Origin of the sequence: Pseudomonas sp. 15A4, assembly GCF_016925575.1 — a bacterium.
In the GTDB taxonomy this organism is placed as follows: domain Bacteria; phylum Pseudomonadota; class Gammaproteobacteria; order Pseudomonadales; family Pseudomonadaceae; genus Aquipseudomonas.
This window is the reverse complement of record NZ_CP068986.1, coordinates 3,078,207-3,103,920: the sequence shown is the minus strand read 5'-3', so window position 1 is coordinate 3,103,920 and position 25,714 is coordinate 3,078,207. Positions and strand designations below refer to the sequence as shown.

Annotated in this window: 19 protein-coding genes and 3 pseudogenes; 10 read left to right on the top strand and 12 right to left on the bottom strand. The window is 63.4% G+C overall.

Features of this window, described 5'->3' with window-relative positions; genetic code table 11:
- Positions 1–30 precede the first annotated feature (30 nt).
- From JN403_RS13950 to JN403_RS13930, 5 genes are all read left to right on the top strand, one after another.
- Complete coding sequence (locus JN403_RS13950; protein WP_205482836.1) at positions 31–780, top strand: creatininase family protein; 750 nt, start codon at positions 31–33, stop codon at positions 778–780.
- Positions 781–973: 193 nt separating this feature from the next.
- Positions 974–1,339 carry a hypothetical protein gene (locus JN403_RS13945; protein WP_122534448.1) on the top strand — a complete coding sequence of 122 codons (366 nt, stop codon included), beginning with the start codon at positions 974–976 and terminating at the stop codon, positions 1,337–1,339.
- A 280-nt stretch (positions 1,340–1,619) separates the two neighbouring features.
- A complete protein-coding gene (locus JN403_RS13940; protein ID WP_205482835.1) occupies positions 1,620–2,639 on the top strand; it encodes an alpha/beta hydrolase in 1,020 nt (339 codons plus the stop codon).
- Positions 2,640–2,980: 341 nt separating this feature from the next.
- On the top strand, positions 2,981–4,210 hold the full coding sequence (locus JN403_RS13935; RefSeq protein WP_205482833.1) for an MFS transporter: 1,230 nt from the start codon (positions 2,981–2,983) through the stop codon (positions 4,208–4,210).
- 35 nt (positions 4,211–4,245) lie between these two features.
- Positions 4,246–4,611, top strand: coding sequence for a glyoxalase superfamily protein (locus JN403_RS13930; RefSeq protein ID WP_074893483.1), 366 nt, complete (start codon positions 4,246–4,248; stop codon positions 4,609–4,611).
- A gap of 12 nt (positions 4,612–4,623) precedes the next feature.
- Here the strand turns inward: JN403_RS13930 and JN403_RS13925 are convergent.
- Positions 4,624–5,477, bottom strand: a pseudogene (locus tag JN403_RS13925) (LysR family transcriptional regulator).
- Positions 5,478–5,623: 146 nt separating this feature from the next.
- On the opposite strand from JN403_RS13925, the pseudogene JN403_RS13920 reads away from it, so the two are divergent.
- Both JN403_RS13920 and JN403_RS13915 read left to right on the top strand, forming a co-directional pair.
- Positions 5,624–6,498: pseudogene (locus tag JN403_RS13920) on the top strand (DMT family transporter).
- Positions 6,499–6,577: 79 nt separating this feature from the next.
- Positions 6,578–7,522, top strand: coding sequence for an NAD(P)-dependent oxidoreductase (locus tag JN403_RS13915; protein WP_275900159.1), 945 nt, complete (start codon positions 6,578–6,580; stop codon positions 7,520–7,522).
- A 42-nt stretch (positions 7,523–7,564) separates the two neighbouring features.
- Here JN403_RS13915 and JN403_RS13910 read toward each other — a convergent pair whose 3' ends face one another.
- The 3 genes from JN403_RS13910 to yghX all read right to left on the bottom strand — a co-directional run bounded on the left by JN403_RS13910 (position 7,565) and on the right by yghX (position 12,432).
- Complete coding sequence (locus tag JN403_RS13910) at positions 7,565–8,254, bottom strand: GntR family transcriptional regulator (protein ID WP_205487316.1); 690 nt, start codon at positions 8,252–8,254, stop codon at positions 7,565–7,567.
- Positions 8,255–8,325: 71 nt separating this feature from the next.
- Positions 8,326–10,146 carry an allophanate hydrolase gene (atzF, locus tag JN403_RS13905; RefSeq protein ID WP_205482829.1) on the bottom strand — a complete coding sequence of 607 codons (1,821 nt, stop codon included), beginning with the start codon at positions 10,144–10,146 and terminating at the stop codon, positions 8,326–8,328.
- A 1,398-nt stretch (positions 10,147–11,544) separates the two neighbouring features.
- On the bottom strand, positions 11,545–12,432 hold the full coding sequence (yghX, locus tag JN403_RS13900; protein WP_122623736.1) for a YghX family hydrolase: 888 nt from the start codon (positions 12,430–12,432) through the stop codon (positions 11,545–11,547).
- A gap of 265 nt (positions 12,433–12,697) precedes the next feature.
- Here yghX and JN403_RS13895 point away from each other — a divergent pair, with 265 nt between their 5' ends.
- On the top strand, positions 12,698–13,129 hold the full coding sequence (locus tag JN403_RS13895) for a nuclear transport factor 2 family protein (protein WP_205482827.1): 432 nt from the start codon (positions 12,698–12,700) through the stop codon (positions 13,127–13,129).
- An 86-nt stretch (positions 13,130–13,215) separates the two neighbouring features.
- On the opposite strand, the gene JN403_RS13890 is transcribed toward JN403_RS13895, so the two are convergent.
- On the bottom strand, positions 13,216–14,100 hold the full coding sequence (locus JN403_RS13890; RefSeq protein WP_205482826.1) for a LysR family transcriptional regulator: 885 nt from the start codon (positions 14,098–14,100) through the stop codon (positions 13,216–13,218).
- 116 nt (positions 14,101–14,216) lie between these two features.
- Here JN403_RS13890 and argC point away from each other — a divergent pair, with 116 nt between their 5' ends.
- Entirely contained in the window at positions 14,217–15,140 is a 924-nt protein-coding gene (gene argC, locus JN403_RS13885) for an N-acetyl-gamma-glutamyl-phosphate reductase (protein WP_205482825.1), read from the top strand.
- Between the two features lie 22 nt (positions 15,141–15,162).
- Here the strand turns inward: argC and JN403_RS13880 are convergent.
- The 4 genes and pseudogenes from JN403_RS13880 to eat all read right to left on the bottom strand — a co-directional run bounded on the left by JN403_RS13880 (position 15,163) and on the right by eat (position 20,829).
- Positions 15,163–16,526, bottom strand: a pseudogene (locus JN403_RS13880) (CoA transferase).
- A gap of 662 nt (positions 16,527–17,188) precedes the next feature.
- The gene (eutC, locus tag JN403_RS13875; protein ID WP_205482824.1) at positions 17,189–18,007 is read right to left on the bottom strand and encodes an ethanolamine ammonia-lyase subunit EutC; all 819 of its coding nucleotides are present in this window, start codon (positions 18,005–18,007) and stop codon (positions 17,189–17,191) included.
- 49 nt (positions 18,008–18,056) lie between these two features.
- Positions 18,057–19,448 (bottom strand): ethanolamine ammonia-lyase subunit EutB, encoded by a 1,392-nt coding sequence (locus tag JN403_RS13870; protein ID WP_205482823.1) that lies wholly within the window; start codon positions 19,446–19,448, stop codon positions 18,057–18,059.
- Between the two features lie 28 nt (positions 19,449–19,476).
- Positions 19,477–20,829, bottom strand: a complete 1,353-nt coding sequence (eat, locus tag JN403_RS13865; RefSeq protein WP_122534432.1) for an ethanolamine permease — start codon at positions 20,827–20,829, stop codon at positions 19,477–19,479.
- A 448-nt stretch (positions 20,830–21,277) separates the two neighbouring features.
- Between eat and JN403_RS13860 the strand changes: the two genes are divergently transcribed.
- A complete protein-coding gene (locus tag JN403_RS13860) occupies positions 21,278–22,354 on the top strand; it encodes an AraC family transcriptional regulator (protein ID WP_205482822.1) in 1,077 nt (358 codons plus the stop codon).
- Between the two features lie 66 nt (positions 22,355–22,420).
- On the opposite strand, the gene JN403_RS13855 is transcribed toward JN403_RS13860, so the two are convergent.
- From JN403_RS13855 to JN403_RS13845, 3 genes are all read right to left on the bottom strand, one after another.
- A complete protein-coding gene (locus JN403_RS13855; protein ID WP_205482821.1) occupies positions 22,421–22,876 on the bottom strand; it encodes a hypothetical protein in 456 nt (151 codons plus the stop codon).
- Positions 22,860–23,507, bottom strand: a complete 648-nt coding sequence (locus JN403_RS13850; RefSeq protein ID WP_240356557.1) for a DUF6036 family nucleotidyltransferase — start codon at positions 23,505–23,507, stop codon at positions 22,860–22,862. Before JN403_RS13850 ends, JN403_RS13855 begins: the two co-directional genes overlap by 17 nt.
- 156 nt (positions 23,508–23,663) lie before the next feature.
- Positions 23,664–25,613 carry an AAA family ATPase gene (locus JN403_RS13845; RefSeq protein ID WP_205482820.1) on the bottom strand — a complete coding sequence of 650 codons (1,950 nt, stop codon included), beginning with the start codon at positions 25,611–25,613 and terminating at the stop codon, positions 23,664–23,666.
- Between the last annotated feature and the right edge of the window lie 101 nt (positions 25,614–25,714).

The window sequence follows — 25,714 nt, the reverse complement described above, 5'->3', positions numbered from 1 at the left end:
AAGCCCCCTTCCCTGAGGAGAGCACCTGACATGCTTCTGCACCAGTCCACGTGGATCGAGATCGAGCAGTTTCTCAAACGCAGCCGCACGATCGTCGTGCCCATCGGCTCGAACGAACAACATGGGCCCACCGGCTTGCTCGGCACTGACTGGATGTGCCCGCAGATCATCGCCCACGAAGCGCAGAAGAGTGCCGATATCCTGATTGCCCCGACTTTCAACATTGGCATGGCGCAACACCACCTGGGCTTTCCCGGGACGATCTCGCTGCGCCCCTCGACGTTCATCGCCGCCATCGGTGACTGGGCGCGCTCGCTGGCGGGTCACGGCTTCGAAAAGATCCTCTTCCTCAACGGTCATGGCGGTAACGTCGCGTCGATCGAGGCGGCGTTTTCCGAGCTGTACGCTGAGGCCAGTTTCGCCGGGCGTTCTGCCGGCTTCGCCCTGAAGCTGATCAACTGGTGGGACCTGGAAGGCGTCGGCGAACTGGCCCACCGGCAGTTTCCGATAGGCCACGGTTCACACGCGACGCCGTCCGAGATCGCGGTGACCCAGTGGGCCTACCCGGACTCGATCAAGTCGGCGGACTACTCGCCGCAGATCGCACCGTCCGGGCCGATTCGGGAGGCGAAGGACTTCCGTGCGCGCTTCCCCGATGGGCGCATGGGCTCCGATCCCGCGTTGGCGACTCCGGAAAAAGGCGCCGAGCTGGTGGCGCTGGCGTCCAGGGGCCTGGCGCGTGCGGTGGATGCGTTCAGTCGTGAGCCGGCGCTGCGCTGACGTCGCTGCGTTGAGGTCGATGCGTTAACGTCGCTGCGTTGACGGGGCTTAACCGTGCGGCAATAGCGCGCGGGCGTTGAACTCGTCAGCCAAACGGCGGCCATAGTGGTGTGCGCTTTATGAAACGGTTCGGGATCTGGGGCAGTCAGCAGCGCAACGACCTCGCCCGGTCCCCTTGGCTGACAGGTGATATGTGAATACTTTTATCCCACTGGACAAAATTGAAGAAATTGACCTGCAGGATTACCACGAGGTCTGGCTGACCACGTCGGAAACCTGGCCCCAAGACCCCGCAACGGTTCACCGCAAGTGCCTGTGGCGCCAGGACCGCGAAATGACTGCCGATGTGGAAATCGACGGCGTGTATTTTGAAAACCTCCCGCACCTGTGGCTGCGTGTGGACGATCTCGATGATCAACAGGACATCGACCTGGTCATCGAAAAACTAAAGGCGCGCATCGCCGCACTGAATCTCAAGGGTGAGTTCTACCCTGCCGAGCTGCCGAAAGCGCCGCCTCACAAGGACGAAGACGAGATCAACAAGGACCTGCGCAGCTAATTTGCTTCACCCCGCCTCTAAGACGTGCGCCGTTGCTGATGTTCAGCACGGCGCCGTTTTTGTTTCTGCTGCACGGATTCCCTGGCTGAGGCCTCTATACGTAAAACCGACTGGCGTCCCTCACAACCTATCGTCTCCTTAACGGAAACAATGTGTCTCTAATAAGGCCAATTGTTCCACTCATGGCAACTCCGTACAGTGTGGTCCAAGCCAGCCGGAAAGCGCTCGATGCGCTAAACCGGCTCATTTGATCCCCGTGCCAATCCATGTGAGCGCCATCATGAATACTCTGACAAAAACCCTCACCGCTACCCTCCTCGCTCTCTCCGTCAGCCAAGCGTTCGCCGCTGAAACCGCCGTGCCTGAACACCAGACCCAGGCGTTCCTCAATGCGCTGGCCGCCGGGGGTGGCAAGCCACTGGAACAGCTCAGCCCGAAAGACGCCCGTGCGGTGCTGACCGGCGCACAGAATTCGATGAAGGTGGATTTGAGCGGGACTCAAGTCAGCGAGAAAACCATCAAGGCCGATGGCCAGAACATCAAGCTGACTATCGTGCGCCCGGCCAACGTCAAGGGTGCGCTGCCGGTGTTCATGTTCTTCCACGGTGGCGGCTGGGTGCTGGGTGACTACCCGACTCACGCCCGCTTGATTCACGATCTGGTGGTGGGTTCGGGGGCGGTCGCGGTGTACGTGGATTACACGCCCTCACCCGAAGCGCATTACCCGACGGCGATCAATCAGGCCTACGCCGCGACCCGTTGGGTGGCCGAACATGGCAAGGAAATCAACGTGGACGGCTCGCGTCTGGCCGTGGCCGGCAACAGCGTAGGCGGCAACATGGCAGCTGTGGTAGCGCTGATGGCCAAGGAGCACAACACGCCCAAGCTGCGCTTCCAGTTGCTGTTGTGGCCGGTGACCGACGCGAACTTCGACACCGGTTCGTACCAGCAATACGCCGAGGGGCATTTGCTGACCAAAAACATGATGACCTGGTTCTGGGACAGCTACACCACCGACGCCAACCAGCGCGCCGACATTCATGCCTCGCCGCTGCGCGCCAGCACCGAACAGCTCAAGGGCCTGCCGCCTGCGCTGGTGCAAACCGCCGCCCTGGACGTGCTGCGTGATGAAGGCGAAGCCTACGCCCGCAAGCTGGATGCCGCCGGTGTCGACGTCACCGCCGTGCGCTACAACGGTATGGTCCACGACTACGGCCTGCTCAACCCACTGAGCAACATTCCCGAAGTCAAAGCAGCCATGCGCCAGGCCGCGGGCGAGCTGAAGGCTCACCTGAACTGAGTCCATCGGAGGCCACCCGTCTTGCGGTATGGCCTCCGACGTCTTCCGGCTAAAGCCGGTCCCACTAAGTGCACGCGTTTATCCAGTGGGACCGGCTTTAGCCTAGAAGAGGCCAGTGTTAACTTTCAAAATTTTGCAGCGTAGCGTCCGACGTCTTCCCGGCTGAAGCCGGTCCTACCAAGGTTCTGTGTGCATTCAGTAGGACTGGCTGTGACCGCGACCGTGGGACCGGCTTTAGCCGGGAAGGCGCCAGTGTGAACACCCTCAAACGCACATCGGTACAAGCCCACTCCACCCCTCTCTCTTAATGTCACCCATCTGATCCCTGCGAGGCGCTTCGAATGAATCACTCCCACACGACATGGAGCCGGCAGACCAGCTTCTGGGTCGCGGCCGCCGTGGTGGTCCATACGCTGTGGACCAGCGCCGCGCCCGCCATGATGTACCCGCTTTACGCCCATCAATGGCAACTGACGCCGACCGTGACCACGCTGATTTTCGCGGTGTTCCCGGTGTTCGTGGTGGCGACGCTGATTGCCTTGGGCGACCTTTCCGATTACATCGGGCGCCGTGCGGCGATGTTGCTCGGTGTCGGCGCTTCACTGATCGGCGTGCTGTTGTTCGCCGTCGCCCCCGATGTCACCTGGCTGTTGATCGGCCGGGCATTCATGGGCATCGGCGTCGGGCTGTCGGCAGGCCCTTCGGCGGCTGCGGTCGTCGAATTCAGCGCGCCGGGCAAGGCGAAACTGGCCGGCGCCATCACCACCGCCGCGCAGGCCTCGGGCCTTGCCGCCGCCCTGATCATCGGCGGTGGCCTGATCCAGTACGCGCCGTTCCCCACGCGCCTGAGTTTCTGGGTGTTGATCGTCGTGCTCGGCGCTACGCTGTTCGGCGTCTGGCGGTTGCCGCGCCACACCCCGGCCGAGAGCAAAAAGCCCTGGTCGCTGAAGCTGCCGCACATTCACCCGCCGCTGCGCCGCACGTTTCTGGTGTCGGTCAGCGCGGTACTCAGTGCGTATTCGGTCGGGGCGACGATGCTCTCGCTGGGTTCGCAGATCGCCCATGACCTGATCGGCTCAAGCAACGCGCTGGTCAACGGCGGCGCCATTTCACTGTTCGCCATCGTGCTCGGTATCACCGGCATCGTCGGCAAACGCTTCGGCTCAAGGCTGTCGATCATCGCCGGCGCGAGTGTTTCCATCGTCAGCCTGTTGCTGCTCATGCTCGCGACCAAGACCCACGCCCTGCCGGTGTTCCTGCTTTCCAGCGCGGCCAGCGGCGCCGGTTACAGCTTGCTGTTCATGGGCGGCCTCAACCTGATCAACGCCCACGCGCCGATGCATCACCGGGCCGGGACCCTGTCGGCGCTGTTTCTGGTGGCGTACCTGATGCAAGGTGTTGTCGCTCTGTTGCTGGGCCGCGCCGCCACCGCATGGGGCCTGGATCTGGCGATTGATGTGGGCTCGCTGGCCCTCGCCGCCTTGAGCCTCGGCGCGATGTTGCTGGCGATTTACGTGCGCCAGCCGCCCCTAAAGCAGACGCGGGGTAGCCGCAGGGCCACTCTGGGCTAGAATCGCCCGCTCAGACCATCAAGGAGTGAACCCCTGTGCAGATGTCCCCGGCGATACCGCTGATTCGAATCTTTTCCGAAGCCAAGGCGAAAGAATTCTATGTGGATTTTCTCGGCTTCAGCCTGGAGTGGGAGCACCGCTTTGAACCGGGTCTGCCGCTGTATGCCCAGGCCCGCCGCGACCAACTCGTCATCCACCTGACCGAACACCACGGCGACGCCACGCCAGGCTCGACGCTCTTCGTGCCGGTCAGCGACATCGCCGGACTGCAGCGCGAACTGCTGGCGAAAAACTACGGCTATTCACGCCCCGGCATCCAGGACCTCGACTGGGGCAAGGTCATGGAAATCGCCGACCCGTTTGGCAATCGCCTGCGCTTCTGCGAGCGCTCCGAGGACTGACCCGCGCCGCCGTCAGAGGCGGAAATACTGCCCGATCGCCCGCCGCAGCAGGTCCACGGCGTCATCCCCGTGAGAAGCTGACGAGCGCACGACGATGATGTCGTGGTCAGCGATCGGCGGCAGGCCGTCGAGGATGCGCATGCCGTCGGTGACCCGGGCGCGGTCGATGACGCTGATCCCCAGGCCTGCTTCGACGCAGGCCTTGACTGCCTGATTGGACGAGCTCTCGAGCACGATGCGCATGCGCAGGCCGCTGCGCTTCAGCGACTCGATCATCGCTTGCCGGTACGAGCATTGCGCGGCATGCACGGCCAGCGGCAACGGGTCCGGCATATCCCCGGAAGATGCGCGGCGCCGACCCACACCGGCGTCGTCGGTACCAGCAATTGATCGTCCGCGCTCAGCTGGCCTTCCGGCTGGGCGATGACCGCCACCTGAAGCCGACCCCGCCGCACCTGATCGCGAAGCGTGAAGCTGGGCGCGGTCTTCAGCTCCAGAACGATGTTCGGCCAGGCGGCGGTGAAAATCGGCAGCACGTCGCGAATCAGATGCGTGGCGTATTCGTCCGGCACCCCGAGGGTGATGCGCCCCGCCAGCTGCGTGCCCTGCAGCTCGGCCAGCACGTGATCGTGGGTGCTCAGCAGCGCAGCGGTGGAGGTCAGAAAACGCTTGCCCAGCGGCGTCAGCGACACCGACTGATTGTCGCGATTGAGCAGTCGCCCGCCCGCCACCGCTTCCAGCCGCTGCACGTGCACGCTGACCGCCGCCGGGCTTTTGTGCAACTGTTCCGCCGCTGCACTGAACTTGCCAATGCGCGCCACGGCGTGAAAGGTGCGGACCTGTTCGATATCCAGAATGGCGCTCATGGTTCACTGATCCCGAAGCACTGCTGTCGTTTATTTTGATTTATTAGATTACGGCGGTTGGGTACGTTGGGTCCATGAACACTTCAAACGAACTGACCAACGTGAGCCTCCCTCTTCCGTCCCGGCGCCGGGCGTTCCCCTTGCCGATGCTCGAAGCCGGGCTGGTGGTCATCTGGAGCTCGGGTTTCATCGGCGCGCGCTTCTCCATCGATTACGCGCCGGCGTCGCTGGTGGTGTTCTGGCGTTGCATCCTGGTCACGTTTCTTCTGTTCCCCTTCGTCGCCCGGCAACTGCGCCAGACGCCGCCCGCGGTGCTGCTGAAAAACGCCGGCATCGGCCTGCTGGCCATGGCCGGTTATCTGTTCGGTGTGACCGAAGGGATTGCCCTGGGTGTGCCCGCCGGGCTGGCGGCGCTGTTTGCCGATCTCTTGCCGATCGGCATGGCCGTGCTGGCGGCCGTGGTGCTCCGCCAGCGATTGACCCGCGGCGTATGGGCCGGGTTGCTGATCGGTCTGGCGGGCGTGATGCTGGCGACCCACGACGCGCTGGCCTGGGGCAGCGCACCGCCATGGGCCTATGCCCTGCCGGTGCTGGGCATGCTGTCGCTGGCGGTCGCCACGCTGTGGCAAAAACACTCCCGGACCCGAAGGCGCTAGGCCTGCTGCCCAACCTGTGGTTGCAGTGCTTCGTCTCGACCTTCGTGTTTGCCGTCGTTGCCGGACTGCACGGGAGTCTCGCGCCCGTGCCCAACGCAGGTTTCGCGATGAGTGTGCTGTGGACGTCGGTGTCGACGGTCGGCGGTTACGGCCTGTACTGGATGTGCCTGCGCCGGGCCACGCCGACGCGGGTTGCCAGCGTGCTTTACCTGAGCCCGCCACTGACGCTGCTGCTGGCCTGGGCCATGTTCGACGAACCGCTGTCGTGGCTGATGGCCCTGGGCATGGCGGTCTCCGGTGTCGGCATCGGTCTGGTGATACGCGGCGAGGCGCGTCAGGCTGGGCAGCACGGGCGGCACAGGTAGTGCTCGGGCACGTGCAATGGCCGGGCACGGTTCTAGAGCGGCGCGGTCCCATCCTTCAGGAAGGTGAGCTGCACAGGTCGTGAACGATCCTGCTCGCCCCGCGTGGCGCTCTCTCGCGCCGTACTCCCTTCGTCTACTGGAGCGTACCCCCATGAAAATCGGCTTTTTGGGCCTCGGCAATATGGGTCAGGCCGTGGCTGGCAATCTGTTGAAAGGCGGTCATGAACTGCTGGTCTGGAACCGTTCTGCCCACGCAGCCCAGCCACTGGTCGAGCAAGGTGCCACGGCGGTCACCGAGCCTGCCCAGGCGTTCGCCGCCGACGTGGTATTCAGCATGCTCGCCGACGACAACGCGTTGCGCACCGTGCTGCTGGATTCCGGCCTGCTCAAGCAACTCAAGGGCCCGCTGATTCACGTCAACATGGCGACCATCTCCGTGGCCTTCGCCGATGAACTGGCCGAGCTGCATGCCGCACAAGGCATCGACTACATCGCCGCGCCCGTGATGGGCCGCCCCAACATGGCCGCCGCCGCGAAGCTGAACATCATGGCGGCCGGCTCCGCTGAAGCCATCGACCGGGTGCAGCCGCTGTTCGACCTGATCGGCAGCAAGACCTGGCCCATGGGCGACAAGCCCTCCAGCGCCAACGCGATGAAACTGGCGATGAATTTCATGCTGGTTTCGGCCATCGAGGCGATGAGCGAAGCGGCAGTGCTGGTCACCCGCCACGGCCTGAAATCTGCCGACCTGGTGGAACTGGCGTCGGGGACGATCTTCCCCGGCCCGGTGTACGCCGGTTATGGCGCGCTGATTGGCGAACGCACGTACGAGCCGGCGGCGTTCAAGGCAGTGCTGGGGCTTAAGGATGTGGACCTGGTCTTGGCCGCGGCCAGCCAGGTGTCGGTCGAAATGCCGAGCGCCGAGATGATTCGCGCCCACTTGCAGGACGCCATCGACCACGGTCAGGGCGACATGGACCTGGCGGTGTTGGCCGAAGTGGCGGAGCGCCGCAATCCGCGCTGAGAGCTCGTTGATTGGTGGGCGATGCGAGGTGCAGACGTCAGCTCAAGGACGGGCGACGTGAAGCCGGTGCAGGGTGATCTTGCGCACTTCCTGCTTGCTGATCTCGATGTGCTGCGTGAGCAACTGCTGCGCGTGCCGGGTCTGGCGATCGAGCACGGCGCCAAGAATCTGCGCGTGCTCATCGTAGGTCGCCTCGATGCGCGCCGCCTGGGTGAAATCAAGGCGGCGAATGATGCGGATCTTCTCAGTGATCTCCAAGTGCAGGCGCGCCATCTCGGTGTTGCCGGCCGCCTCCAGCAATGCGCAGTGGAAACGCTCGTCCAAGGCTGACACTTGCTGGGCGTGTTGCAGGCGTTTGGAGGGAGTGACGAGCCAGGTGTGTTTCAGTTCATCAATGACCGGGTGTTGCTCCAGATCCAGCGCTTCAAGACGCGCCAGAGCCGCGCACTCCAGCACGATCCTCACGTCGTAAAGCTCTTCAAAATAGTTGAAATCGAACGCCCTCACCCGCCAGCCGCTGCGGAAATACACCTCCAGATAGCCTTCGCGCTCCAGCCGATACAGCGCCTGCCGCACCGGCGTGCGGCTGGCCTGCACGCGTTCGGCCACCTCGCCTTCGCTGAAGCGATCCCCCGGCAGCAGGCGGAACTCGAAGATGTCCTCCTTGAGCTGCTGATAGATGCGCTCGGCCAGGTTGTCCGGGCGCAGTTTGGGTTTTTGATGAGGGATGATGACCTGGGTGCTCCGGCAGGTGATCTTTACGCCTGACGCGACGGCGTTTGGGGGCCGCGTCAGGCGTTGGGTCAGGCTTTCTTCAGGCTGGCGATGTACGCGCGCCAACCCCCGAAAGGTGTGATGTCCAGCGCGCCGTCGATCGCCCAGGGTTCACAGATGAAGCCCTTGACGCTGCGACCGTCCTTCAGCGTCAGGTTGCCGATGCCCAGCGGCGCGGGGATCTCGGCAACGAACTCGCCAAAACGCGCCAGCGGGATGTCCCACAGCTCAACGATGATTGACGTACCGCCTGGGGATTTGACCAGACCCGGTTTGGGTGGAACGGTGCCGGGCAGCGCGTAGAGCCGGTAATCGGCCGCCGTCAGGGTTTGTTCGACGAGCACAGCATCACGACTCGTGAGCTGGACGTTGAGCGGCATGCCGGTCAGGTGCGCACCCACCACGGCAACCCGCACGCTGCCGCGCGGTGCAACAGCTGGCGAAGGTGGCGACGCGGGAAGTGAGCGACCGGTTGCGCCCAGCGGCAAGCCGACGCTTTCCTGCCAGCGCTGGCCGAACCGGGCCAGCGCGGTATCGTGCCACGCCGGTGCAATCAGGGTGATGCCCGACGGCAAGCCGTCGGCGCGCATACCAGCAGGCAATGCCAGGGCCGAGAGGTCCGCCAGGTTGGTGAAGTTGGTGTAGAAGCCGAACTGCGAGTTGTACAGCACCGGCTCCGCGGCCATTTCCGCCTGGGTGCGCAGGGTCGCGGACGTGGGCACGACCAGCGCGTCGAAGCCGGCCAGCGCCTCGTTGATCTGGCGGCTCAGCGTCGCCCGCAGGTATTCGGCGCGGTAGGCGTCACAGGCGCTGTAGGCCAGGCCGCTTTCCACAATGCCGCGCACCACCGGGTTAATGGCGTCGGGGTTGGTTTCCAGCATCGAGGCCAGCGCCACCGTGCGTTCCGCCACCCACGGGCCGTAATAGAGCTGCTCGGCCAGGGCTTTGAACGGGGCGAAATCGATGCGGGTGATCTCGGCGCCCATGTCGCTCAAACGATGCAGCGCCTGTTCGAACACGGCCTGATTGTGCGTATCGCCGAAGAACTCCAAAGTGTCCGGCACCGCCAGCTTCATCGCGACGCGAAAGCCCACCGGCGCCGTGCCCGGATTGTGGCGGGAATAGGCGTCATCGCTATCAAATCCCTCGGCCAGGCCGGCGACTTTGTGCGCGTCATGAACGGTCAGCGCGAAGATCGAAATGCAGTCCACGGTCTTGCACGCCGGCACCAGCCCGGTGTTGGGCAAGCGGCCCTTGGTGGGCTTCAGGCCGACGATGTTATTGAACCCGGCGGGCACCCGGCCCGAGCCTGCGGTGTCAGTGCCCAAGGAAAACGCCACCAGCCCCCGCGCCACCACCGACGCCGAGCCAGAGCTGGAGCCGCCACTGACATAATCAGGATTGAAACTGTTGGACACGGCGCCGTAGGGCGAGCGAGTGCCGACCAGGCCGGTGGCGAACTGATCAAGGTTGGTCTTGCCCATCAGAATCGCCCCCGCTGCGCGCAGTCGAGCCACCACGGTCGCGTCCTTGCTTGCGGTGTAGGCAAATTCGGGACACGCCGCCGTCGTCGGCCAACCGGCGGCGTCGATATTGTCCTTGATCGCGAACGGCACGCCGTACAACGGCAATTGCGCGATATCGCCGTTGACTGCATCAAGACGCTCGGCGAGCGCATCAAGCTGCTCGCTGATCTGCGCCTGACTGGCCCGCGCGATCCACGCGGTGTCGGTTGCCGGGTAAGTGCTGGCGAGCGACAGCAGGACGTCCGGGGACAACTGCCCGGTCTGGTAGGCCGTCAGCCACTCGTTGATCGTCCAGCCGAAATGAGAGCTTTGGAGGTCGTGCATGGGAGGCTTCCATCTTGTATCCAAGTTTGGATTCAACAAAAGCAAAAGCCGGGCCAGGGAGGACGTAGCCCGCTGGCGTTGGGGTGCAGGTTGTCTTCAGATTATTGGACGAGCCACCATGCGCTTCAAAGAGGCACTGCGTGCAGGGTTTTGGTGCCTGCCGCCACACCGCGATCACCTAGCGGGCCCCGCTTTAGCCGGGAAGGCGTCGGGTGGCATATCGGGAAAGTGATGGCGAACACGCTGGCCTCTTCCCGGCTAAAGCCGGTCCCACAATGAGCGCGCGTTCCTCCAGCCAGACCGGTGACGCGGAGCGTCAGGGGATGCATTCCCACGCGGAACGTAAGGAACGATCAATGCGCACCACGGGATTGGCGGCGACCTCGACTGTAGGACCGGCTTTAGCCGGGAAGGCGTCGGGTGGCATATCGCGAAAGTGATGTCGAACACACCGGCCTCTTCCCGGCTAAAGCCGGTCCCACAATGGGAGCGCGTTCCTCCAGCCAGACCGGTGACGCGGAGCGTCAGGGGATGCATTCCCACGCGGATCGTGAGGAACGATCAATGCGCACCATGGGATTAGCGGCAACCTCGACTGTAGGACCGGCTTCAGCCGGGAAGGCGTCGGGTGGCATACCGCGAAAGTGATCGCGAACACGCTGGCCTCTTCCCGGCTAAAGCCGGTCCCACAATGAGAGCGCGTTCCTCCAGTCAGACCGGTGACGCGGAGCGTCAGGGGATGCATTCCCACGCGGAGCGTGAGGAACGATCAATGCGCACCACGGGATTGGCGGCGACCTCGACTGTAGGACCGGCTTCAGCCGGGAAGGCGTCGGGTGGCATACCGCGAAAGTGATGGCGAACACGCTGGCCTCTTCCCGGCTAAAGCCGGTCCCACAATGAGAGCGCGTTCCTCCAGCCAGACCGGTGACGCGGAGCGTCAGGGGATGCATTCCCACGCGGATCGTGAGGAACGATCAATGCGCACCACGGGATTGGCGGCGACCTCGACTGTAGGACCGGCTTTAGCCGGGAAGCACTTGATCTGCTTTTGATCTTCATACGCAAAAGGCTCAAACACCGCCAGTCGCGACTTTGGTGCAGGCTGAACGCAGGTCTCGCGCAGTGGGCCGAGCCGCATGGATGCGGCGAGAGCGCCGTCAGGGCATGGATGCCCGTTCGGCGCGGGCCCACGGAGCGAGACCGGAGTGAAGGAACCCTGAGGAACGAAGGGCCCAACCAGGAGCAAGCACCCTTGGTTACTTGGGGTGCTTTTCCAAGTAACTCGCCGAAGGCGAAACCGGAGGCCGTTAGGCCGACCATTGCAGCCGCACCGCGTACCCCGGGGACAGATTAATTTACGATGAAGCGCTGTAAATAAATCAGTCCCCTTCACTGTCAGACCAGGTACTTCCTGAACCAATCCACCGTCCGGTTCCACGCCAATGTCGCGGCAGCATCGTCATACCGCGGCGTCGAATCGTTATGAAAACCGTGGTTGGCGCCCTGATAAATATGAGCCTCATACGTCTTCCCCGCCGCCTTCAACGCCGCTTCATACGCCGGCCAGCCGTCAGTGATCGGCTTATCCAGCTCAGCGTAATGCAACAACAACGGCGCCTTTATCCGGCTCACGTCCTCAGCCCTGGGCTGCCGGCCATAAAACGGCACCGCCGCCGCCAGCTCCGGGTAGGCCACTGCGGCCGCATTCGAGACACCCCCGCCATAACAAAACCCGGTGATCCCGACTTTTCCGGTCGAAGCGTGATGCGCCATCAGCCATTCGATGCCCGCAAAGAAATCGTTCATCAGCTTTTCCGGGTCGACTTTCTGCTGCAGCTCGCGGCCCTTGTCGTCGTTGCCCGGATAGCCCCCGACCGACGTCAGACCGTCAGGCGCCAAGGCAATGAAACCGGCTTTAGCCACACGCCGTGCCACGTCCTCGATGTAGGGATTGAGACCTCGGTTTTCATGCACCACCAGCACCGACGCGACTTTGGCATCGGCCTTCGCCGGCCGCACCAGATACCCGCGCACCTGACCATGGCCCTTGGGCGACGGATACGTGATGTACTCGGCGATGATGTCCGGGTCGGTAAACTCGACCTGCTCGGCCAGCGCGTAGTTGGGGCTCAATGAGGCCAGAATCGTCGTCGCCGCAAGGCCGCCCACGGCGAACACCGCTGCGCGATCGAGAAACTCCCGGCGATTGATCTTGCCGTGAACATAGTGGTCATAGAGCTCCAGCAATTCCGGGGCAAAGTCTTTGGCGGTGAGACGGGTCATCTGTGCGCATCCTCATCGGTGGTTCAACGGCCACAGGCGCGATAGCGAGCGTCTGAACGTGCCGCAGCGAGTCCTCAGTAAAGCAGGATTTCGCCAGCCTGTATCAAGAGGCGCCGCGGCGGCTCCCCGCTTTCAAACACTCCCTTTCCAACACGCCCGTTGTGGGCTAGCCTGAGCGGCGCAGTTGTACGACGACGTACAAAAGCCACTTTTGCCAGATGGCCTCTGCTTTACGCTTCCATCAACAATAAAAAAGGATGCACCTATGACCAGACTCAAACTGACCCTCGGCTTCCTGTGCCTGTTTTCAGGCTTCGTTGCCGCTGCTCCCTCTGCCGATGAGCAAGACGTCGCCAAAGCGGTGGACAAAATGACCCAGGCGATGCTGCACAAGGACATCGCCGGCCTCAAAGCCCTGACGTCCGACAACGTCACCTACGGCCACTCCAGCGGCAAAGTGCAGAACAAGGATGAGTTCATCGCCGACATCGAAACCGGTCGCAGCGGCTTCAATACCCTTGAGATGAAAAACCAGAAAATCAACATGAACGGCGACACTGCCCTAGTGCGCAATCACTTCTCCGCAGAAGCGGTGAACAGTGGAAAGGTCGTGCCGACCGAGATCGAAAACTTTCAGGTCTGGCAGAAACAGAAAGGCCAATGGCTGCTGATCGGGCGCCAGGCGTTCAAATTCTGATGGCATGACAGCCACGCTGTAACCGACCGGGCGCCTGACAGGATCAAGCACCGGTCGGCTACACGTCTGCTTTACCGCCTTTTCCGCTATAACGCCTCCAGCTCCTGCAACACCTCCAGCACAAACCCGGTCGAGCGCTCGACGTTTCCCGCCCGGTGCGCAATGCCCAACTCCCGCCACAACGCCGGCTGCAACGGACGCATGACAATGCGGTTCTCGGGCGCTGGCGTGGATGCTTCGTGGGGCAATAATGTCGCGCCATAGCCCGCCCCCACCAGACTCTTGATCGCGTCGTTGTAATTGAGCTGAATGCGCGGCGTCGGCTGCGGCCCCTCGCCGGCAAACCACTCCGCCACCTGGCGGGACAGCCGCGTGGTGGTGTCGTTGAGAATCAGCGGCTGACTGGCGAGCCATGACGGCGTTATCACTGGCGGAGAGTCCCAGCGAGCCGGCAGGAACGCCATCACCGGGTCGCGCCGCCACGGCTGAATCGACAGTCCCTTTACCGGCGCCTGGGGCAATGCAATCACCCCGATGTCCAGGCTGCCGTCCGCGAGCTTTTGCAGCGTCTGTTGCGACGTCAGCACCGCCACCTGCACGTCGATGCCGGGGTGCACCTGCGCCAGGGTTTCCAGCGCCTGGGGCAGCAATTGCGCGATGACGCCCGTCGAAGCCCCCAACCGCACCCGCCCGGCCAGTCCCTGAACCTGACGCTCGACGTCTTCCAGCGCCTGTTCGGCATCAGCCAGTAGGCGCCGCGCGCGTTCGATCAGGGTGTCGCCGATGGCCGAAGGCTGAACCCGTCCGCGAGTGCGCGACAGCAACACGCCGCCCACCCGTTGCTCCAGATCGGCAATGTGCAGGCTCACCGTCGGCGGCGCGAGGTTCAGGACTCGCGCCGCTTCAGCGAACGACCCGTGATCGGCGATGGCCACTAACGTGCGCAACCGATCCAGACTGATTTCCCGCATCGCCCGGCCCCTTCTTCAGAAAAGCTGAAGTCTACCGTCAATAAATTCAACTTTCTCTATCCATAAGTGCGCTGGAAGATGGCGTCCATTGACGACCTTTTTGCGGAATCGAACCCATGCCCCTCCCTATTGTTTTCATCGACGGCGACCAAGGCACCACCGGCCTGCAAATTCACCAGCGCCTGCAAGGCCGCACCGACCTGCACGTGGTTACCCTGCCGGCCGAGCATCGCAAGAACCCTGTGAGCCGAGCTGCCGCGATCAATGCGTGTGACATCGCCGTGCTGTGCCTGCCGGACGATGCCGCGCGCGATGCGGCCGCGAGCATCACCAATCCGGACGTGCGGGTCATCGATGCCAGCTCTGCGCACCGCACCCACCCCGACTGGGTCTACGGTTTCGCGCAGATAAGCGACGCGCAAAAACAACGCATCGCCAGCGCCCGCCGCGTCAGCAATCCGGGCTGCTACCCCACCGGGGCGATCGGTCTCTTGCGGCCGTTGCTGGAGGCGGGCTCGCTGCCCCGCGACTACCCGATCAGCATCAACGCGGTGTCAGGCTATTCGGGCAAAGGCCGCGCCGGGGTCGATGAATTCGAAGGACCTGACGCGGCCCAGTCGATTCCGTTTCAAGTCTACGGTCTGAGTCTCGCGCACAAGCACGTGCCGGAAATCCAGCAGTACAGCGGGCTGAGCGAGCGGCCGATGTTCGTTCCGGCCTATGGCGCGTTTCGTCAGGGCATCGTGCTGACCATCGCGCTGCAAACGCGCCTGCTGCCCCACGGCGTGACGGGCGCGACGCTGCATGCCGCGCTGGCTGAACATTATCAGGGCAGCGGGTATGTCGAAGTCATGCCGATGGAGCAGTCGCGCGCGCTGACAGGGATCGACCCGCGCCAGCTCAATGGCACGGACAACCTGCGGCTGATGGTGTTCGAAAACGATGGCCACGTATTGCTGGCCGCCGTGTTCGACAACCTGGGCAAAGGCGCGGCCGGGGCGGCGGTGCAGAACCTGGATGTGATGATTGCGGGTGGCTGACAGGCCTTCGACCCGTCGCGCGTTACAGCCATCTCGCGTCGACGCAGCCCAGTTCGCTCGCCGGTAAATCCCAGTGGGTCGGCGTGCCGTCGATCTGCCCGGCGGGTTTGAGGCGCAGCGCCGGGCCCCAGGCGGTGTGCTCGATGGCGTCGGAATAATCGCTCGGATTCAGCGGTAGCAGCGCTGCAGGCTGGGCCTCGGTTCGAGCAAACGACATCAGCGATAACGCGGTGCGCGCCAGGGATGCCTGCACTTGCACGCCCTGCCCGGTGGTCAGTCGCTCGGTCAGTCCACGCACGGCTGCCGCCGCCATCAAATACCCCGTGGCGTGATCCAGCGCCTGCACCGGCAGCGGCACGGGCCGATCACTTCCCGCTGCGACCATGCCCGCATCGGCGATGCCGCAACTCATCTGTACCAGGCTGTCGAAACCGCGTCGCTCGCGCCACGGGCCGGTCCAGCCGTAGGCGTTGAGCGATACATCCACCAGACCGGGATTGAGCTGGCGGCGGCGTTCGGCACTGAGGCCCAGCCGCGCGAGGGCGTCGGCGCGGTAGCCGTGAACCATCACGTCCGTTTCGCTGATCAGGGCCTCCAGCACTGCGCGATCGGCAGGGTCGCGCAGGTCCAGCCGCGCACAGCGTTTGCCCAGCACCACCTCCGGCACGGTGCCGGGCTCGTCCCAGCCAGGGGGTCGATGCGCAGTACCTCGGCGCCGAAACCGGCAAGAAACCGCGTCGCCACCGGGCCGGCCAGGATGCGCGTGAGGTCGAGCACGCGGATGCGCTGCAAAGGACGTTCGCGCGGGACGATCCATTCGGGTCGTGCAGGGTTTGACTGATGCGCTGCAGCCGGTGCCGCTGGGGCCTGCGTGCGATGCAGCAAGGGTTCGGCGGTGACGGCGCGGCCCTGGGGATGTTCGCGCCAGGCCGCGGCGCTACGCATTGCGGCGGCACACCCCTGATTGTCGACCACCGCGCTTTCCAGCTCACTGGCCTTCCAGCGCAGTACAGACTGACTGACCGCGTCGCGCTCGGCGGCGGTCTCCAGCACGGCGAGCGCGGCCTGACGATGGTGCGGTGCGTTGGTGTGTAAACGAATCCAGCCATCCGCCGCGCGATAGTCCCCCGCCACCGCGTCCCACTGCGCCGGCAGTGACCAGCCCTGGGGCTGAAGGGACGTTGAGAACCAGAACGAGGCCAGGCGCCGATCGACCGTGATCGCAGGCGAGGTGCCGTGGGCCTGATCAATCATTTCGCCCACCGCCAGATGCGCGGCAGCGATGGCGGCGGTGGCGAAACCGGTGACCGGAAATACCGACGCCAGCGCGCCTTCGCCGGTGAACTGGAGATGATCGAGGTAGCGAGGCTCGCCGCCGAGGGCCAGCCAGAATTCACGTAAGAAGTGCGTGGTGGCACAGTCGGAATGGGCAGTCGACATGGGGCAGCGCTCTCGGGAGTGGTGGGAGCAGCCTAGCAAATGAATCTGGAAAGCGGGCTGACACCGCGCAGCTCGTAGGGCCGGCTTGCCGGGAAATCGGTGTACCTACTGTCAGAAATGCAGTGGATGCAATGGCCTCTTCGTGAGCAAGCTCACTCCCACACGTTACGGAGCCTGGTTCAGATCCGGCGGCGTCGACGATTATGTGGGAGCGAGCTTGCTCGCGAAGGGGGTCTGTCTGCCGGTGGAGATTCAGCGGCTGTGCTGGCCTCTTCCCGGCTGAAGCCGGTCCCACTTTAAGCACCGCGTGCATCCAGTCAAACCGGCTGTGAACTAAAATGTGGGATCGGCTTTAGCCGGGAAAGCGGTGTCTCCGCCGATGGAGATGCTGCGGCTGTGCTGGCCTCTTCCCGGCTGAAGCCGGTCCCACTTTAAGCACCGCGTGCATTTGGTGAAACTGGCCGTGACCTAAAATGTGGGACCGGCTTTAGCCGGGAAGGCGTCGAAAAAGACGCCAGTTATTTCCAGCCCTGCAAAGCTGACGCGGAGCGTCACAGGGGCATGTCCACGCAAAGCGTGGGCACGATCATCTGGACTGGCTAGGTTCATCATCCACCGAGCAAAAAATTCCCCGGCCGGCTGCCCTCGCCCGCCTCCAGCACCGGCACTTGTGCGTCGTCTTTCAAACTCACGCCGGACAGTTGCCGGCGCCAGGCTTCGCGCATCAGGTACAGCAATTTGTGCGCTGCCATGGCGTAGCTCATGCCCTCGAGGCGCACGTTGGAAATGCAGTTGCGCGCCGCGTCGTTCAGGCCCACGCGCGGTGCGTAGGTGAAGTACAGGCCGAGGCTGTCCGGCGAGCTGAGGCCCGGCCGCTCGCCGATCAGGATCACCACCATGCGCGCCTTGAGCAGTGCGCCGATTTCATCGGCAACGGCGACCCGGCCCTGTTCCACCAGCACCACCGGCGCCAGGCTCCAGCCTTCCGCTGCCGCCATTTCATCAATGCGTTCCAGCATCGCCGGGCTGTGACGCTGCACCGCCAAGGCAGACAACCCGTCGGCGACCACCAGCGCCAGATCGAATCCCTCGGGATTCGCCGCTGCGTAATCTTTCAGTTGGGCAGCCGACGCCTCGGACAAACGCCGCCCCAGATCAGGGCGCTGCAGATAGATATTGCGATCGGCTGCCGAGCTTTGCAGGGGCAACGTCTCGCGGGAGCGGCCCGCCAGTTGCTCGGCCAGCGCCCCGTGATCGAACGCCAAGTGCACCGCGTCGCGGGCCTGTGCATGGGCGAACTGGAAATCCAGCTGCGCCGCCGTCGGCAGGCTGGTGCCGGCATGCCCGAGGGCGATTCGCGCCGAGGTCAGCGTCCGCAACTGCTGCCAGGCATCGGCGTGTGCGGGTGATTTCTTGTCATCGCTCATGGCTCAAGCCCCTCTCTCGACTACTGATCACGCCGGTCATTCAATTCGCCTAATTCAGTTGCGCCAGCGCCTTGCGGAACAGCGGCGGCACGCCCTGCCCCAGCCGCACGCCGCCGTCATCCTGACGCAGGATGTCCATGCGCGTCAGCCATTCCTCGAACTCCGGCGCCGGGCGCAGGCCGAGGGTCTTGCGTGCATACAGGGCGTCGTGAAACGAGGTGGTCTGGTAATTGAGCATCACGTCGTCGGACCCCGGAATGCCCATGATGAAATTGATCCCCGCGACGCCGAGCAACGTCAGCAGCACGTCCATGTCGTCCTGATCGGCTTCGGCATGGTTGGTGTAGCAGATGTCGCAGCCCATGGGCACGCCGAGCAGCTTGCCGCAAAAGTGGTCTTCCAGCCCCGCGCGAATGATCTGCTTGCCGTTGTAGAGGTATTCCGGGCCGATGAAGCCGACCACGGTGTTGACCAGAAACGGGTTGAAATGCCGCGCGACGGCGTAGGCGCGGGCCTCGCAGGTCTGTTGATCGACGCCGTGGTGAGCGTTGGCCGACAAGGCGCTGCCCTGCCCGGTTTCGAAGTACATCAGGTTGTCGCCCAGCGGCCCGCGCTTCAGGCTCAGCCCGGCTTCGTAGCCTTCGCGAAGAACTTCCAGGCTGATGCCGAAACCGCTGTTGGCCGCTTCGGTGCCGGCGATGGACTGGAACACCAAATCCAGCGGCACGCCCTTTTCGATGGCCGCGACCGAAGAGGTGACGTGGGTCAGCACGCAAGACTGGGTGGGAATCTCGTAATGACGAATGACGCCGTCGAGCATTTTCAGCAGTTCACTGATGGCGCTGACGCTGTCGGTGGCCGGGTTGATGCCGATCATGGCGTCGCCGTTGCCGTACAGCAGGCCGTCGAGCACGCTGGCGGCGATGCCGGCCGGGTCGTCGGTGGGGTGATTGGGTTGCAGCCGGGTGGACATGCGCCCACGCAGGCCGACGGTGTTGCGAAAGCGGGTGACGACGCGAATCTTCTGGGACACCAGCACCAGATCCTGCACCCGCATGATCTTCGACACTGCTGCCGCCATCTCCGGGGTCAGCCCCGGCGCCAGTTCCTTGAGGCTGGCTTCGGTGGCGTCGTCCCCCAGCAGCCAGTCGCGGAAGCCGCCAACCGAGAGATGGCTGACCGGAGCGAAGGCAGCGCGGTCATGGCTGTCGACGATCAAGCGGGTGACTTCATCCTCTTCGTAGGGAATCAGCGCTTCGGTGAGGAACTGCTTGAGCGGCACGTCGGCCAGGGCCATTTGCGCCGCCGCACGCTCGGCATCGCTGCTTGCGGCCACTTCGGCCAGGAAGTCGCCTGAGCGCGCGGGGCTGGCCTTGGCCATGAGTTCCCGCAGGCTGTCGAAGCGCCAGACCATGCCACCGATGCTGTGGGAGAAGCTCATGCACACCTCTTTTGTCGAAACCGCGTGATTAACCGGTGACCGCGACCGCCGCACTGCGTCCGCGGACCATTTTGCAGAACAGCGCGCCCACGGCCATCAGGCAGATGAATATGGCGCAGATCAGCAGGTTGAACCAGACCATGGCGACGAGGCACACCACCGCCAGTACCAGAGCGATGCCTGGCACAACCGGGTAACCCGGGGCGCGGAAGCTGCGCTCAAGGTTCGGTTCGCTGCGGCGCAACTTGAACAGGCTGAGCATGCTGATGATGTACATCACGATAGCGCCAAACACCGACATGGTGATCATCGCGGCGGTCAGCGTCATGCCCTGCAGATTGATCACACCGTCGCTGAGAATCGCGATGATGCCGATCACACCGCCTGCGAGGATGGCGCGGTGTGGGGTCTGGAAGCGCGACAGTTTCGCCAGGCTCGGCGGCAGAAAGCCCGCCCGCGCCAAGGCAAAGAACTGCCGCGAGTAACCGAGAATGATGCCGTGGAAACTGGCGACCAGACCGAACAGGCCGATCCACACCAGCATGTGCATCCAGTTCGAATTGCCGCCCACCACGGCCTTCATTGCCTGGGGCAGCGGGTCATTGATGTTCGACAGCGTGCGCCAGTCGCCCACGCCGCCGGCGAAGATCATCACGCCGATCGCCAGCACCACCAGGGTCAGAATGCCCGCCACATAGGCCCGCGGGATGGTGCGTTTCGGGTCCTTGGCTTCTTCGGCCGCCATGGCCGCGCCTTCGATGGCGAGGAAGAACCAGATGGCAAACGGGATCGCCGCGAACATGCCGCTGATGGCCGGCAGGCCAAAGGTGTCGGAACCCGCCCAGCCGCCCAGCACGAAGTTGCTGAAGCTGAAGCCCGGCGCGACAACGCCCATGAACACCAGCAGTTCAGCCACCGCCAGGACGGTGACCACCAGTTCGAAAGTCGCGGCGATGCTCACGCCCAAAATGTTCAGGGTCATGAAGACGAAGTACGCGCCGATGGCCGCAACCCTTGGGTCAAGGGACGGGTACTGCACGTTGAGGTAGGCGCCGATGGCCATGGCGATGGCCGGTGGGGCGAAGACGAATTCGATCAGTGTCGCCAGCCCCGCGATCATCCCGCCGGTGACGCCGAAGGCGCGCAGGCTATAGGCAAACGGCCCGCCTGCGTTGGGAATCGCGGTGGTCAGCTCGGTGAAACTGAAGATGAAACAGGTGTACATCACCGCGACCATCAGCGTGGTCACCAGAAAGCCCAGCGTCCCGGCGGTGCCCCAGCCGTAACTCCAGCCGAAGTATTCGCCGGAAATCACCAGGCCCACGGCCAGTCCCCACAAGTGCAGGGTTCCCAAGGTCGGTTTGAGTTGTGAAGCAGTCATGAGCGTGTACCCCGGTAGCCAGGCGACGGTATTTGTCTGCCGTCGAGCATAGTCACAGCGCGCCGGCCATGGCTTGACAGTGCGTTGCACCGTATGTCGTCTGCGGTCAAGTTTTCCCGGTATCTGCCGGGGGTGCGCCACGCTGGCGCGTGAAAACGGCCCGGTGCTTTATTGGGGGTCACGATTGAGGTCAGTGTAAGGCTGTGTTTCCGGATCGGCGTGGCACCGTACTTCCCAAAACTCTGGTTGCCGGATGAGTCGCCGGGTAGCACCGCGCCTCTTGTGGGAGCGAGCTTGCTCGCGAAGACGTCCGCCCAGCCGAGGTGCGATCAAGCCTCCACAGCTGAATGGCAGGCCGGCCCGTGGTTGCCGGAAGGTGTGCTGAAGCCATGAAGGTATGACATTTGCTTGCACACTTTGCCTACACACCGTCAGAGCCATCACCCCTATGCTCCCGACCCTCGTCCCCGCCGCCGCATCGAACATGCCCGCCGCCAGCAACCGCGGCGTGCTGTCGGCTGCGGCCAATGGGCTCGACGGGTTCATCCTGCAGCACGGCGGTGATCTGGACCGCGTATTCGGGCGGTCCGGGATCGACCCCGAGCAATTGCTGCACCCGACCCTGAGCCTGCCGCTGACCAACTACTGCAAAGTGCTGGAAGAAGCCGCGAGCCAGACCGGCTGCGACAATTTCGGCCTGCGTTACGGCCAGCAATTCCGGCCTCAGGCACTGGGTCTGCTGGGCTACATTGGTCTGTGCTCGGCGACGCTGGAAGACGCGCTGATCAACTTTTCCGCCGCCTTCCCCTTCCACCAGCACAGCACGCTGATCGAACTGGTCGATCAAGGCGAGTGCTACCGGTTTGATTATCAGGTCCGCCACGGCGCGATCAACGAACGACGCCAGGACGCCGAACTCACAATGGGCATGGCGCTGAACCTCGTGCGCCACGTGCTCGGCCCGGACTGGGCACCTCGGCAAGTGGCCTTCGAACATGCCCAACCCCAGGGCTGGCACGAGCACCGCGACGTCTTCCGCGCTGACGTAACTTTCGGGCAGCGCTGCAATTCGCTGCTGATTCCCAAGGGCGATGTCGTCGGCAAGGCCATGCCGGGCAGCGACCCGATTCTGCTGATGCTGATCAAAGACGCGATCCGTCAGTTGGGCGAGAACGGCAGCAGCACGGGCAACCGCCACGAAGCGACGCTCCTTGACCGCGCCCGCCAGACCATCGTCGCCACCCTGCACTTGGGCGAACCGGCGCTGGAAGACATCGCCCAGACCCTGGGCCTGTCCGAATGGACCCTGCAGCGCAAACTGCGCGAACACGGCATCAGCTTCACGCAACTGGTCGACCAGATCCGCCAGGATTCGGCCCTGAGCCACCTGAAGCAGCAGAACCTCAGCATCACCCAACTCGCCTCGCTGCTCGGCTACTCGGAAACCAGCGCCTTTTCACGGGCGTTCAAACGATGGTTCGGGGTGAGTCCGAAGCAGTGGCGGGGTGGGGATTGCAGGGTTTGAAAAGTCATTGTCCGGATTCTCGCCCCTGCTGAAAGCCGGGTTCAGCGGTGATAAACCAAGTGTTGGTTATTTGAAAGCCGAGTTACGTCCCGCTGCGTAATGGCGCGTCTGATACGGCAGCAGGGTCTGCACTTTCAACCCCAACCCCTCGCTAAGTCCCCACGACAGTGCAAGCTCGTCCCGACGGTCACGCAGGCGAGTCTCCGCTAGTTGCTGGTCGTCGCCCTGACGCGGAAAACGCTGAATCAGCAAACTCAGCGCATGCAAAGTCTCGCGCACCCGCTCGTCAGTCGCACAGGGGAACCGGGTCAGCTTTTCCAGAAGGTACCCCACTCGGCGCGCCGCCAGCTCGCCAGGATTGCTGGCGAGAAATCTGCGCAATTCAGACTCCATGCTCGAGTGCTCATACCAGACCTCCTGAGCCAGACTCACCAACGCGCAATCATCGGCCTGACTCAGCGGTTGATCAGCGAGTCTGGCCATCGCTTCGGAAAGTAAGTGGCGTTCAACCGGGCTGTCCATCGGCGGTCTCCAGGTAGTCCTGCAAAATATTGGTGAGGATGGATGTGGGAGGTTCGTGATTGCCAACATAGCAATCAATGGCCTGCAGGGCCAAACGCTCAAACTCGGCAGCAAGGATGAAGCCGGTACGCAACAGGGCGAAGATATCGCTGACGTCCTGCTCAGTCCCGCGTCCGAGCTTGGAAATAGCAAGATCGACCGGCGACGCTATCAGAACTCGCAATGGCGACAGCGGCCCGAACGAATCAAGCGGCACTCCGCGTTCCAGATAGTCCTCATGCAATGGGCCCAATCCAGACGTGAAGTTGAGGTCATAAGACAATTCCACCACTCGACCGCTTTGCTCATCCACGAATGTCTGGGGGACTGCCGCCAGCATAGTCTGTAAATCCAGGCTCGAAGGCAGCTCCGACGCAAAGAACTCTGCATCGACATCACTGGAAACCCGATGACTTGTATACAGATGCACCGCGCACCCACCAAAGATAACGACGGTAAGCGCCGCAGGCGGGGCCTTCTCACAAGTCAGTTCGCTCTCAACCAACTTGAACATGGCCACCAATGCGCTTCCCAACGCGGTCTCGCAATTAAGGATGGCAGGCCGTACATCATAGGCAGCGTTCTTGTTCACGGTTCGTCCCTGGATCGCTAAAAGTCGATCAGAAATTTACCGATGAATAAGCTGGTACGAAGTCAGCGTGGATCGTCCCTGTGTGTAGGAGCCGCCGGAAATAAGGGAAGGCAATCCCGCTTAAACCGGATCGTTACCGAGAGAGTTGTCCGCCCCCTACTTCCGCCCCAAATCCTGCAACCAGTCGTTCATGTTCCCCGGCAGGAGCAGTTCGTGCCGGGCGCGGGAGCTCGCGGTGTAGAGCAGCGAGCACACGCTGGCGAGGGAATGCGTCGAGCCTTCCCGCGGTGGGCGCATGAGGTCGCGGGAGAGGAGCACGGCGTCGAACTCTTGGTTCTTCACGTCTTCGACCTTCGCCAGTTTGAGGATGGCGGCCGGGTCGTTGCAGAAACGCTGGGTGGTGTCGAGGAAGTCCTGCAGCCGGTTGCCCTGGCCGAGCCACTCGTGCATGGCCTTGAATTCGTGGCTGCCGCCCATGGCCGAGGCCAGCGCGTCCCAGTAAGCGAAGCGGAAGATCAGCCGGTGTTGCGGTCGCAGGTCCTCGCGGTAGAGCAGGTCCAGGCCTTTGACGAACAGCGTGAGGTTTTCAAGGGTGCGCAGTGGCATTTGAAAGCGCGCGCCTGCTTCGGTCAGGCGCTTGAACCAGGCAAACAGGCCCCATTCGTTGGCGACCAGAATCGTGGTGGGTTTTTCCGGGATCGGCATGACGCCGTGGCCGATGATGCGTGTCGGGTGCGGCGCGCGGCCGACGAAGCCTTCCTTGATGTCGCTGGGGTGCAACTGAATCATCGGGTTGAGCACGTCGGCCATTTGCTTGCCGGCGCGAATCGACTGGGTCATGAAACGCTGGCGAATGAAGCCGCCGTGGCGAGGGGTCTTGCCGCTGAGCTGCTGGAATTCGTCGCCCAGGGTAATGACCGCCTGGGGACTGCGATCAAGGATCTGCACCATTGGCGCCGTCAGCTCGTGGCTCTCGTCGATGATGATGTGGCTGTAGTTCTCGGGAATGACTTCAGTGGTGAGCGCCAGAAACTTGATCCGGTGGCTGTTGCGGATCGGCAACCGGATATGCGGCGCCGACGGCCTGACCGTCTCGCGCCAGAGCAGGCGGCTGTATTCAAGCAGCAGGGCGATGTCCGCCTGACTCGCCGCATGGCCCAGGGACGGCAAGTGCCGCGCCTCGATATTCGCCAGCGGCGACAGGCTGAAACTGTGCACGGTGCTGCGGCAGACCCGCGCCACATCACGGGGCTGTAGCTTGCCCACGGCTTGCAGGTTCAGCCACTGCGCCACTTGCCGATCATCGACCAGCGAGCTGGCGCCGGTGCGTTGTATATCGGTGTTGCGCCAGCCGCGCGCAGTGAGATCGCGGTTAAGCAGCAGGTTGGCCATGTGACCGAAGGTGCACGCGTTGATCCGCGCGTCGGGATTGGCCTGGCGCACCCGCGCCTGAAGCGCGCTCACCTGTCCGGGAAAGGTCGCCATGAGCAGGGTTTTTTCCGGGATCAGGACCTCGAAGAACTTCGCCAGCAAGTACGTCTTGCCCACCCCGGCATAGGCCTGCAGGTGGAACGACTCCTCGCTGCACACCTTGAACTCGTCGAAGATCCGGCTCTGTTGATCGCTCAGGCGCAGCACGTCGCCGGACGGCATCACAATCTCGCGGGTCAGTGGCTCCAGCTTCGCGCGATAACGCAGGCCAAAACCGAAGTCCCACTGCCCTTCCCCGTCGAGGTAATCCTGCTGCTCGATGTCAGCGTCTTCGAGCAGGCTGACGCCCGCAATTTCAAGCACCGAGAGCCCTGCGGCCAGATGGTCGGCGGTGAACCTGCCGCGCACCAGATCGGCAAAACGGCCGCCGGCGTCTTCGACCGAGGCGGCCGCGCGCAGGACGTCATCGAGCATGCGTTCGAGCTGTTCGACGGCAGTATGTTGCGCGACCAGTGCGTTGAGATTGAGCAGCAGCATGAGCGCGGCGAGTTGTGGCCGGCCTGCCTGATTGAGGAAATCGTCCAGCGATTCGCCAGCGGCCAAGCCTTTGCACACCTCTTGGGTCAGGGGCAGAAACAGTGACGGCGGTGGCGCGAAGGCAGCGGGTGATCTCATTGCGGGTGTCAGGTCCTGAGCGGCGCGTGGGCGCGGGCAGTCAAAAAGGAGCACAGCTTACTCCTGCCGCCCGATCACCGCCCACTTGCGTGTCGCCGTTA